Below are 12,311 nucleotides of genomic sequence, written 5' to 3' on the forward strand. Positions count from 1 at the left end.
TGCCCTCTTTTGTTACTTTTAATTATTTGCTGATTTTTGTTGTTTTGCCCAACCATCAGTCATATTTTGTACTGTCTTATCCCAGCTTTGTTTGCCTGATAAGTACTTTTGTAGATTTGGTTGTGCAACATCTGGATCCCATGAAGTACCAGTGTATCCTGGGAATGCCCAGCCTGTTGTTTCGTGACTTTGTGAGTACTTGAATACTACTGATGTCAATGGATCTTTCATCTTGTAGTTATCGTAACCCTTGTATGCAGGAACGAAGTGCAATGTATCAACAACATCCTTCTTACCAGCTTTAGATGTGTATAACCAGTCTAAGAAGTTCTTAGCAGCTTTTTGTTCTGCTGTAGATTTTTGACTATTAACAGCCCAGTATAGAGATGTACCAACTGGTAATTTGCCTTCTTCACCAGGTACGGGAATAGGAATCATACCAATATCGTTCTTAGCGAAGTTCTTATCAATACCTTCAACTGTTGGGTAAATCCAGTCACCTTGTTGAATCATAGCTGTCTTACCTTGTGAGAAGTATTGGTTAACTTGTGCTGAGTAATCCATTTGCATTACAGGCTTGATTGAGTAATCTTTTTGAAGATCAAGCATTGTCTTCATATCAGCATTCTTTGAAAATGCCATTGTCTTTGACTTGTAAAGTTTTTGAGCATTACCGTTGTAATCTTGTGCTACATAAAGGTTCAACAAGTGATCAGACATGATCCAAGCTTCCTTACCAGGAAGTGCGAAGACACCTTTGATACCTAATTGATCCTTTTGTGCATCCAATTGTTTAACAGCAGCTGTTAATTTATCAACTGTAGTCAAGCTTTCTGGATCGATTCCGGCCTTTTCGAAGACCTTCTTGTTATAAACGAATCCATAACCTTCAACGTTGAATGGTAATCCAACGGCTTTACCTTGGTCATTCTTAACAGCATCCAATGTTCCTGGTTGAGCTGCTTTAGCAGCCTTTGTGTCAGACAAATCGGCTTCGTGAGCCTTAAATTGTTTAACATCAGCTGGACCAGCTAAACTAAAGATTGTTGGTGCGTTACCAGATGAAATTCTTGTCTTCAAAACTGGATCGTATTGAGTACCACCACCGATTGATGTAACTTCAATCTTTACATTTGGATGACTCTTTTCGTACTCTTTCGCAATTTGCTTAAATTGCTTATTATTTTCAACCTTTCCTTGAAGAATTGTAATCTTAACATCCTTACCTGAGGATGAACTGTTACTGCAGGCTGCCAACATAAATGCTGCACCGGCTGCCAAAGCAATAACTCCGACGCGTTTACCTAAACGCTTCCAGAAGTTCTTCTTCATTACCAAAGCCCCCTATAAAAATAATATTTCTTTATTACGATTTCCATTATGTTTCGAAACCCGCTTCTTTGCAACCGCTTTCGTGATGTTACCGATAACAGCTTTTTTTCCTTAAAAAATTTAGGCAACAAAAAAACAGCCAATTCACAAACCAATTAGCTGCCTTAAATTGTTTATAAATCCTTATTCATTAGTCTTTCCTTGAATAACGATTGGATCATAATCAAGTTGAATAATACCATCTTTCACTTGAACCAAGGAATTATTAAGCATATTGGTATAACTGTCGCTTGGTAAAGCAACCGGTACCTCGCTTGACATCCCTTTCAATGTGAATAGACCAATTCTAATGATGTTACCGTAGCGATAAGTTACCTCAACTGTATCATTTTCTAGAGCGGTTACCTTATAAGAACCAGAAACTTGGATATCACTCTGACTCAACTCATGCATTCGTTCAATCAAGGCAGAAAGATCCATCTTGGTATCTTTCCAGTCCAACTTATCAGAATCAAACAAACTTGGTGTGTTTTTGAAGCCATACTCTTGACCAGCATAAACTAAGGTTGACCCCTTTTGAAATTCAGAGAAAGCAGTCCAATTGTACATATCATTTTCATTGATGAACATACTGTGCGCTCTAGGTTGATCGTGATTTTCTAACCCACGCATCTTAATATAATTCTTAGGATAGATGACGCTTTGAGTATTCAAAGCTTCCACATACTTTCTGAGTGAAATATTCCCTTTGACATATTCTCGCCATGTTTGGTCAATATCATAGTCATAAGTCATATCAAATGCACTGTAAAGTTCAGAATCCGAAGAAACATGGAAACCTTTGACTCTCAAACTTTGAATGTAGTCTTTACTTGTTGATTCAGCTAACCAGACAGTCTTAGGGTTAACCTTAGCAACCTCTTTTCGTGCTTCTTTCCAAAATTCGATTGGAACTTGTGGAGCCACATCACATCTGAAGCCATCAACAATTTTAGCATAGCGCTTTAGCGTTTCAATTTGATAATTCCACAATGCCTTGTGAGAATAATCTAGCTCTGCAACGTCAGACCACTCTTCATTCTTATTTTATAAATTGCCATCCTTATCATGCAAGAACCACTCTGGATGAACCTGTAGCAAGACAGAGTCACGTGATGTGTGATTATAGACAATATCCATCATAACTTTCATACCATGATCATGAATTGACTTAACAATCTTCAAAAAGTCCTGCCAAGTACCTAATTTAGGATCAATAGCACGATAATCTTTAATCGAATATGGTGAGCCTAATTTACCTTTGCGGTCTTTCTTGCCGATTGGATAAATGGGCATCAACCAAATATAGTCGGTACCAAGGTCCTTGATTCGCTGTAAATCTGGTTCAAGCGCCATTAAAGTACCCTTTTTTGTGTGATTTCTAACAAAAATGGAATAAATTTGAACTTTTCTTAATTTTATATCCGTCTGACTTGCCATTATTACACCCCTCTATTTTCTCGATTCCAAAGCACAACATCCCCAGGGACCTAATTCAATGGTACCGCCGGTTTTTTTGATTGATTCATTTGTTAATACACTCTTCCAAGCGGCCTTTGGCAATACAAAAGTCTTCTTTTGGTCAGAAAAGTTAGCAACAACTAGTCCTTCTGACTCAGTTGTTTTTCTAAGATAAGCATAAATCTTTGAGTCGGTAATTAGCAATTGATAATTGCCGTCAGTGAAACATTCGTGTTTTTTTACACGTAAAAGTTTTCGATAAAAAGTCATAACACTATTATCATCTATAATTTCTTGATCGACATTATTAGCATCAGTTTGAGCCCAATTCCATGGCTGTTGTGTTGAAAAACCACAATATTGTGAATCATCCCATTGCATTGGTCCACGGGCAGTCATTTCATCTTGATTATTCAAAAATTTCAAGATTGTCTCATCATCGTAGGACTTCAAATGTAAACTCTTAATCAAATCTAAAGCTCGCTGATCATCAAAATCAGCTATTTTTTGATACTTCAGGCCGTGCATACCGATTTCCTCACCATAATAAACTACGGGAATCCCACGTTGTAAAAATAAAAGCATGGCTAATAATTTTGTGACTTTATCATCCTTAACTGGTAAATTCAAACGATCCAAAACTCGACTAATATCATGATTACCCCAAGTCAGCGTCGGTAAACTGACGTGATCTAGGACACTCTCCCATGTAACATATGTCTGTTTTAAAGAATCTAATGACAACCGACGGTCCTGAAAAAATTTTGGAATATCCGCATTGCTGTCATCATAGACTTCCCCATAATTATCAGAGTTAACAACCACATCACAAACATTTCCATTTGGACGTGTGTACTCTGCAGCATCACGAGCCTTGGCTGAGGACGCCTCACCAAATAAGAAAGCGTCTGGCTTATACTCCTTAATTTCCTTCACAAAACCGGCCATATAGTCCTTCACAGCTGGAAGTTTTGCATAGAAGATATCATCAATAGGAAACTTCTCGTCAGTTATCAATGAATTTTGATCTAAGTTGGCCTTGGCAATATGAATAAATGCATCGAGACGGAAACCATCAACACCCTTCTCCAACCAAAATTTTGCAATGTCAGCGACAGACTTCTGTACCTCAGGATTCTTCCAATTCAAATCAGGCATCTTCTTATCAAAAAGATGGAAGTAATATTCATCCGATTTTGTGGGGTTTTTCTCCCAGACACTGCCACCAAAAAATGAACCCCAGTTATTTGGTTCATGCCCATCAACTGCATCGTGCCAAATATAATAATCTTTAAAAATGCTATTAGCATTATTGACTGCATCTTTAAACCATGGATGTTCATCTGATGTGTGATTGATTGGCAAGTCCAAAATAATATGTAAATCCAGCTTATGAGCCTCTTCAATCATCTCTGAAAAGTCGTCAGTATCCCCTAATATTGGATCAATGGCGAAATAATTTGAAACATCATAACCGTTATCAACTTGTGGTGAGACGAAAATAGGATTCAGCCAAATTGTATTAAACCCCATATCTTTAATGTAACCTAAACGCTTTGTAACCCCCTGTAAGTCACCGATGCCATCGTCGTTAGTATCTTGAAAACTTTTAGGGTAAATTTGGTAAATGATTGCTTTATCATACCAATTCACAATAAGCGGCCCCCTTCGTGTAAACCCTTACACATCAGTATAAAAAAGTAAGCCTCACGTAAGCAAGGCTATCTTCAATGTTATCGGTAACAAATTAATCGCGCAATGTCCCACCTAAACTAATTTTAGGTTCAAAGACCAATGCTCCTTGTTTGTCATTCGTATCAATCTTATCCAGTAAATTTTCGCCACAGGCACTACCCATCTCAATAATCGACTGTTTAATGGTCGTTATCTTAGGGGAAGCCACCTGATTTAAAAATACACCATCAAAACCAGTTACACCATAGTCATCAGGTATTTTTCCACCACAGCGAGTAATCCCTCGAACTATACCAATTGCTAAACGGTCTGAGGCACAAATAAAGGCTGTATTATTTGTAATGCTTTTCCAATTGTCACGAATAAACTCTTCAGCAAAATGACTGTGATTGCCAAATCGATGTAATTCAGGCATCATTCTTTTTTCTTGAACTTGTTGTAAATAGCCAGCTTCTCGTGAATATTCAAATGATTCCTTTGAATCAATTCCAACATAAATCAAACGCTCATAACCCTTTTTCAAGGCCAACTGTGATAACAAATAGGTTCCAGTCTTATTATTAGTATCAACATAATCGAAGCCATAACGATTTTCGCCAAAAATAACTACTGGTTTCTTCAAATTCCTGATCCATTCAACATCCTGCTCACGCATACCAGTGATTATATAACCATCGCAATTACCAATATCGAAGTTTTTGCGTGTTACGAGTTGCAACGAATATTGGTGTAAATCCAAAGTTTTAGCAATTCCAATCATTAAATTCATATAATATGGTTCTGTCGTATCGATATCTTCCAAAATACACAATTTAATAATACGGGTGCTCTTATTTACTAAGGCTTTTGCAATCATATTGGGATGGTAATCCAATTCGCGCATGGCTTGATAAACCAATTGTTTTAACTCGTCAGTGACCTTATCTGGATGATTAATGACTCTTGAAACCGTCATCTTTGAAACATTGGCTTTCTTTGCCACATCAACTAAAGTCGTCATGCATTTTCCCCTCCATATCACAAACTAATTATACCAATTTAATGCGTTTTCAAACCCATTTTTATAAAATTGTTAATTATTATTGTCAATTGCAGATTAAATACTCCAATAATAACGTGATCATCATTCCAGTAACTAGAAATATAAAAAGATTATATCTATTATTTTAGACTAGACCAATTTTAATATATACTCACATTTTCATTAGACAAAACGGACATCTGCTATATTTGATTAAATGTTTAAACAGGAAGAACATGGTATTGAAATCTTATTAAAGAGATGATAAATGTGGTTATTTATTTAATTGCTGTCACAGTTTTTATGATTCAATGTTTTATTATGTTCTTCATTTACCTTACTGAGAAGAAACCACCCAAACATGATTCTGTTGTCGATTCTAAATCGACTGTTCCTACTGATGAATTCTTTTACTTTATTTTGATTCCTTGTTTAAATGAAGGAAAAGTTATTCAGAACACATTGCAGAATGTTTTAAGGTTACCTGGGCGAAAGCATATTTTTGTCATAGACGATGACTCAGTTGACGACACTTTAATTAAAGTTAATAGTGTTTCCGGTCCTATTTCTACTATTAAAAGAAAACTTCCTACAGCTCAAACTGGTAAGGGTGACTCACTCAATACTGCAATGCCTATGATTAAAGTCTATATCCACCGTCATCACTTGGATCCCAATCGATGTATTGTCGGCGTCATTGATGCTGATGGTGTTTTGAGTAATAACAGTATTGATAAATTAAATGAAAGTTTTAGTAATTCAAGAACTGACGCGGTTCAACTTCGTGTCAAAATGAAGGCTCCAAAAAAAATTCTTCAAATTTTTCAAGATATTGAATTCTTTACTATTAATCATCTAACTCAGATGTTTCGGAGTTATTTGGGTGCTGTCGCCCTTTGTGGCAATGGTCAATTTTTCAGATATTCTAGTATAACCCAAAGATTAGGAGCTGCCCCTTGGGGTAACGCCCTGTTAGAGGATTATGAATTAACCCTACGGATGGAATTGAATGGTATCAGGATTCATTATATTGGCAATGCCTATGTTGACCAGGAGGCCTTGTTAAGTGTCAAAAAATTAATTCTCCAACGGGCTCGCTGGGCTCAAGGTGGTTTTAATTGCTGGAAATATTTCAAAAAAATTTTTACTTCCAGAAAAATGTCACCTGCTCAGAAATTTGATGCTTATTTCTTTTTCTTTCAACCAATTTTGAACCTATTGGCAGATTTCAGTATTATTTATCTTACTGCTAAATTCATTTTCATTCATTTAAACAATCCCGAATTTATGTCCGTCGTTTTTATCGTTTTGGCCGTATTGGGATTGTTCTTCGGAACTATGTTCACTTTGATTTACTTGCATCAGTTAAAGCTTCACAAGCATATCGGACAAATTATGAAATCCGATGATATGCTTAACTTTCGAGTTAAAATTAAAAAAGCATTTCTAGCTGTTGGTTTAATCTCCTATATATATATAATTTTGTTCTTCAGCTTACTGATTTCAATTTATCATGAATTGATTGGTGAGCAGACTTGGAACAAAACTAATCGAATTTAAAGAACTAAAGGTTTAAAGTTTAGGTAAGTATGCCGTTTCCAGAGCTGAGAGTATTCAATTGCTGCGCGGAACAGCCCGAGCCAAGGTGCGGTCTCGGACCTCGGTTGAAGCCTCGCAAAACCCGCGAGTCTCCAACGCGCCCGGTGGTGTAATTGCTGAAGCAATAACGCCACTTTCGCTGCAAATGAATACTCTCAGCTCTTCCAACTATTTTATTTTTTTAATTGCTGAACAAATAAAATGAAAACTTCTGTTTATTTAAATAAATTTGTTCTATGCCTGTAACAACAATGGTTATATTAGTTTTTCACCTTTCAACCTTTAGTTAAAGAACCAATTAAAATAAACCAGCTAATCCCTTCTTGGATTAACTGGTTTATTTTTTTGAACGGAAAAATATTGTACCCCAGCTTCTGCTGGTTGTTTCACTATTATTTTAGAATTTGTTCAATTGATTTTCTAGGGACTGAAGACTTTTGAACCTTCTCCCACGAAATAACTTGTTGACGTTTATCATTGTATGTAACTTTTAAATAGTTATTAGCTTTTATGGGTCGACCTAAAGCACTATCAAATTTGAGAAGTTTTTCAGTACCATTTTTATCATAACCATTTTGATTGTAGTAATATTCACGATAATCATTTCCAGAAGCATCTTGCTCGATAACTTCCTTGTATGACGCACCGACGTAAGTATAGTAATCATCACCACCATAATTTGGCACGAACCAGAATTCATAGCCAGCCAATGGTATTAATAAAATAATAATTGCTATTAAGCTAACCAAAATTTTCTTGCTCATAATCATTCCTCCATTACCTAAATGGAATGATAGCATAGCTGATATGGCTTTTGTCCTAACGGTTTTGTAAGGTTCGTAAGTATTTCAGTATAAAAACGTTTATATCAGGTTATCCAGCAACTAAAAGTGTTAGTTCTAGAGGTTGAAATCTGCCTGATAATTATCAATTTCATCGTGATATTTAACAGAAAGCGTCAATTTATCAGGTTTAGTTAGATTATAATAAAGACTTTGATTTGCATAAATCAATTGTTGATTCAAGCTTGTTAGGTCAAAATCAGATTCTATTTCATCAATTGTCACCGATACTGGTCCGAGATTCTTGATCATTAACTGTTGATGGTTGCGCTGACAGATTAAATAAGGCCGCGTAGCCTGTCGTAACATCCTATTCCGTAATTTCAAAGCCCCGGCAATTCGAAACAATGCAATTCCACTCAAAATAACCCCAACGACCAAAGTTACTGTAATAAAAATAATAGTAATATTAAAAATCATTTGTGATGTAAAACTCATTTTGACCACTTCCACTAATTTTTTATAACTATAGTATTTCACAGTGCAACTCATCTTACAATTATGTCACATAAAACTAACGGTTCAGTTATAAAGATGATTAGTTATTTACATTTAATCGCCAAGTAGAGATAATAGTATTCGATAGATGTCAGTGATGTTTATCAAAAATAAAAAAAGTACATGCAATAGTTATGTTGACTCCGTAACTAGAAATGCCGTCCATTATGTATGGACGGTTTTTTTGATATTAAAAAAATGTGCTGGCATAATCGAACTTGATTAGAGGTGAATAAAATGTCAGCATGGATGATTTTTCTCAGACAATTGCCAAGAGATATTTATTTTCCTAGATATTTGGAAATAATATTTATTTCCGCATTAGGCATCAGTTTACTTATTGTTCTCATTACTAAATTTATGAATAACAGAAGCCGTCGGACACATTGAGTTCGATGGTTTTTTTCTGACATCCAAACTCGCCCGGTTCGGATATGCCAAGTTATCGTTTTGAACATTATATTTGTGATATTTATTATCAGAATAATAGTGTATACTTGCTCTAATTTAAATAGAGAAGGTAAACACATGAAATCGAAAAAGTCACTCTTCATTATCCCGATACTTTTACTATTGGTTCTTGTTGGAACGGCATGTTCGTCTTCCAGCAGTTCATCAAATTCTAGTTCTTCGTCAAAGAAAACTACAAGTTCAAAATCATTTAAGAAAACTAATACTAACGACGCCAAGACTGATCCATCACTATCTAGTGTCACTAGCTCAGTTGAATCTGAGTTCAAGCAACTTTCTTACACCGACAAAAAAACTGGTGTGACTCTACGCTATGCTCTGTATGTACCTAAGAATTACGACAAAAAGACTGCCTATCCTTTACTGACATTTATTCCTGATGATTCAGTAACCGGACAAAGTACCGCTACAGGTATCACCCAAGGATATGGTGGTAGCATTTGGGCAACGGCTTCTGAACAAAAGAAGCATGCCAGTTTCGTCCTGATTCCCGTCTTTGAAACTTCAACTGTCTCCGGAGGAATGGGTCAATTTGGATCTACTGTTGTTAAGAAAAACGTTAATACATACTTAGATCTATTAAAGTCACTTCAAAAGAAATACAACATTAATTCCAAACGTCTTTACGGCACTGGTCAATCAATGGGTGGTATGACAATGTTTTATCTCAACTCAACACACCCTAACCTATTTGCCGCAACATTATATGTTTCATCACAATGGGAAGTTAGCCAATTGTCTGCTTTGAAGAATCAAAAATTCTTCTACATTGCTGCTGGTGGTGATGAAAATGCCTCAACTGGTCAAAGTAACGTTAAGAGTATGCTAAAGAAAGATAATAAGAAATATTCTGAAGTAACGCTCGACGCAACTGACTCGGCAGCCAAGAAGAATACCGCCGCTAATAAATTAATCAATTCAAAAACTAACGCCAACTTCATTACTTGGAAAGCTGGAACGGTACTAGAGAATTCTAATAAAGGCCAGGAGCATATGGCATCGTTCGATTATGGATATACAGTTCCTGCCGTTCGTGATTGGCTCTTTAATCAATCTAAATAAAATCCATATTCTTGGATGATAAAAATACAGACAGTAATCGTTAATTGATTGCTGCCTGTATTTATGTTGCTTACTTATTTACTAAAATTAATAATTGACAACCTATTGACCTAAATTTCATTCGCAAATTTCATTTTAAAAATAATAAATATAGAAAAAAACAGCTAATTCTCCTCTTCGGAAAATAAGCTGTAAATTCAAAAATCTAATTATCAAAGTATTTCTTAGCAAAATCAAGCACATTAACTTTGTATTTATCGCCAGCGACCTTCATTGAACCCGCATGAGCTGCACCCTTGACGATCCATAGTTTCTTTGGACCTTTAGCATAATCATAGTTTTGATAGGCATTCTTTGTTGGAACAAAGGTGTCTTTCGAACCATGAATTACGTAAAGTGGCACCTTACTCTTTTTCAAGGTGTTTTGAGTGCTAGCTTGGTAGAAGTTGTATCCCGCCAAAGCATCGGCGAAAAGACTTGCTGTTGGTACGATAGGAAAACTAGGTAAACCAAACATTTCTTTTAACTGGTAATCCAATTCACCAGAAATAGTGGAATAACCACAGTCTTCGACTGCAAACTTAACGTTCTTAGGCTTCTCACCTAAAGTATACATTACGGTAGATGCCCCCATACTGACTCCATATAGGCCAATTTGAGATTTTGAACCGATTTTTTGATTGATCATCTTGATCCAATTATTCATATCTTTACGGTCTTTCCAACCATAACCAGAATACTTCCCCTGACTCATGCCAAAGGAACGATTATCCGGAACTAAAACATTATATCCAGCTTCATGAAACATCTTTACAGAGGAACCCATAAATTTACTGGCACTTCCATATCCATGAACCACAACAACCGTCTTATCAGTTGTTCCTTTTGCTGGCAAATATCTGGCTTTTAACTTCAAGTTATCTTTAGAAGTTTGTTCCCAGATATCCTGTTTCTGATTGAGCAACCACCGATCATTCTTCTGTAAGTGACCACTAGCCTGCGTCGCATAGCCGTTCTTACTGAACGCATAATTGAACATATAACCACCAGCGGCAACATCTGCTACCACTGCCACCCCGATTGTTGCTAAAAGAGCTACTTTAAGATATTTTTTTACTCGCATCATTTACCCTACTTAAATTATTTCATCGCGTAATAATTCTAAGTAGTTAGCAAAATAATTGCAACTATTAAGTCTAGGCTTCTTCTTGAGAAAGCTTTTCATCACGAGCACGGTTAGCACTAGCATCCTTATGGAACCAGTGAATATGTGAATCAAAGAATGCAATCATATCGTTCATGAAATACATAATGTATGTTAAGAACATAACAGGACTAGCATCGCCTTGTGAAGCAGTGATTCCCCAAAGAACGATTGACATGATTCCTTGAAGTGTCCAGAAATAATATTGTTCACGGAAACGCAATGTACATAACAAAGCACCTGTGAAACCAATAGCGGCAGCAACAGAATCAGTAATGGGACGAGGACTGATGAACAAATGTGTATCCATCAAATATAATAATCCCCATGAAACTAAGAAGAATGCAATGGTATTGAGCCATTTCATACCAGTTAAACCATGGATATGCTTTTCAGCATCCTTAGCCCATTGTGGACTGATCAAAACTGGAATATCCAAAAGAATAATGTAACTAAGTTGTAGAACAACGTCTGAGAAGTTCTTAGCGTTGATAGCAACGAAGATGTAAATAAGTGCTGAAACTAATCCTAGGACACCGTTAAGTGGCTTAGCGTTGGTAATAGCAATGGTACATGTAAAACCTAGCACGGCAGCTAGCCATGTCCAAATTGCGATGGGTGTAATTGCGTGTGAAACTGTTGAAGCTGTAATGGCCCCCAAGCCAAACATTAATAGCATGTAACTTCTGAAACTCCAGTGTTTCATTTGTTCAACATACCATCTTGGATCGAAAATACTCATATGTTTCTTCTCCTCTAGGTTGAAATCAGAATGTATGATTGTGGCATTTATACTCTGAAACAACCAAACTGTATTTATCCCTCAAACTGTATTTATGAAAAAATATCAATTTAATCGACAGCTAAAATCATACCACCAATTGGATGATAAATGTTACCAATGATTTCAGATGTAATGACGCTATATCGCTGTAAAACGCTTACTATACCCACCACATTAACAATTGATCATTTGATACAATATGTTGTCTTTTTTATTTTTGTAGCACTATATATAGTTATAACGGCTAGAATTTTTCATAATATATTGCTATGTGATAGATAATTGGCAAAGGAAAAAGAGAAG

The 12,311-nt window shown here is 36.0% G+C and carries 11 protein-coding genes and 1 pseudogene; 2 read left to right on the forward strand and 10 right to left on the reverse strand.

Annotated elements, in window-relative coordinates:
- Nucleotides 1-18 precede the first annotated feature (18 nt).
- From FFM71_RS10845 to FFM71_RS10860, 6 genes and pseudogenes are all read right to left on the reverse strand, one after another.
- Entirely contained in the window at nt 19-1,332 is a 1,314-nt protein-coding gene (locus FFM71_RS10845) for an ABC transporter substrate-binding protein (RefSeq protein WP_137612196.1), read from the reverse strand.
- 183 nt (nt 1,333-1,515) lie between these two features.
- Nucleotides 1,516-1,812 carry a hypothetical protein gene (locus FFM71_RS13830; RefSeq protein ID WP_306437284.1) on the reverse strand — a complete coding sequence of 99 codons (297 nt, stop codon included), beginning with the start codon at nt 1,810-1,812 and terminating at the stop codon, nt 1,516-1,518.
- 27 nt (nt 1,813-1,839) lie between these two features.
- Nucleotides 1,840-2,382: pseudogene (locus FFM71_RS13835) on the reverse strand (alpha-amylase family glycosyl hydrolase); the annotation flags it as partial.
- Between the two features lie 36 nt (nt 2,383-2,418).
- A complete protein-coding gene (locus FFM71_RS13670) occupies nt 2,419-2,811 on the reverse strand; it encodes an alpha-amylase family glycosyl hydrolase (RefSeq protein ID WP_223876531.1) in 393 nt (130 codons plus the stop codon).
- 12 nt (nt 2,812-2,823) lie between these two features.
- A complete protein-coding gene (locus tag FFM71_RS10855) occupies nt 2,824-4,485 on the reverse strand; it encodes a glycoside hydrolase family 13 protein (RefSeq protein WP_137612197.1) in 1,662 nt (553 codons plus the stop codon).
- Nucleotides 4,486-4,579: 94 nt separating this feature from the next.
- Nucleotides 4,580-5,527, reverse strand: a complete 948-nt coding sequence (locus FFM71_RS10860; RefSeq protein ID WP_137612198.1) for a LacI family DNA-binding transcriptional regulator — start codon at nt 5,525-5,527, stop codon at nt 4,580-4,582.
- 291 nt (nt 5,528-5,818) lie between these two features.
- On the opposite strand from FFM71_RS10860, the gene FFM71_RS10865 reads away from it, so the two are divergent.
- Complete coding sequence (locus FFM71_RS10865; RefSeq protein WP_171000553.1) at nt 5,819-7,108, forward strand: glycosyltransferase family 2 protein; 1,290 nt, start codon at nt 5,819-5,821, stop codon at nt 7,106-7,108.
- Nucleotides 7,109-7,539: 431 nt separating this feature from the next.
- Here the strand turns inward: FFM71_RS10865 and FFM71_RS10870 are convergent, their stop codons facing one another.
- Together FFM71_RS10870 and FFM71_RS10875 are read right to left on the reverse strand one after the other, a co-directional pair.
- The gene (locus FFM71_RS10870) at nt 7,540-7,911 is read right to left on the reverse strand and encodes a YxeA family protein (protein WP_171000554.1); all 372 of its coding nucleotides are present in this window, start codon (nt 7,909-7,911) and stop codon (nt 7,540-7,542) included.
- 135 nt (nt 7,912-8,046) lie between these two features.
- Nucleotides 8,047-8,427, reverse strand: coding sequence for a DUF8453 domain-containing protein (locus tag FFM71_RS10875; protein WP_137612201.1), 381 nt, complete (start codon nt 8,425-8,427; stop codon nt 8,047-8,049).
- A 588-nt stretch (nt 8,428-9,015) separates the two neighbouring features.
- Here FFM71_RS10875 and FFM71_RS10880 point away from each other — a divergent pair.
- On the forward strand, nt 9,016-10,020 hold the full coding sequence (locus tag FFM71_RS10880) for a carboxylesterase family protein (protein ID WP_137612202.1): 1,005 nt from the start codon (nt 9,016-9,018) through the stop codon (nt 10,018-10,020).
- 205 nt (nt 10,021-10,225) lie between these two features.
- On the opposite strand, the gene FFM71_RS10885 is transcribed toward FFM71_RS10880, so the two are convergent.
- Nucleotides 10,226-11,146 (reverse strand): alpha/beta hydrolase, encoded by a 921-nt coding sequence (locus FFM71_RS10885; RefSeq protein WP_223876532.1) that lies wholly within the window; start codon nt 11,144-11,146, stop codon nt 10,226-10,228.
- A gap of 70 nt (nt 11,147-11,216) precedes the next feature.
- Nucleotides 11,217-11,966 (reverse strand): nicotinamide riboside transporter PnuC, encoded by a 750-nt coding sequence (pnuC, locus tag FFM71_RS10890; RefSeq protein ID WP_137612203.1) that lies wholly within the window; start codon nt 11,964-11,966, stop codon nt 11,217-11,219.
- Nucleotides 11,967-12,311: the final 345 nt, after the last annotated feature.

Origin of the sequence: Companilactobacillus huachuanensis (assembly GCF_005404815.1) — a bacterium.
Lineage (GTDB): Bacteria > Bacillota > Bacilli > Lactobacillales > Lactobacillaceae > Companilactobacillus > Companilactobacillus huachuanensis.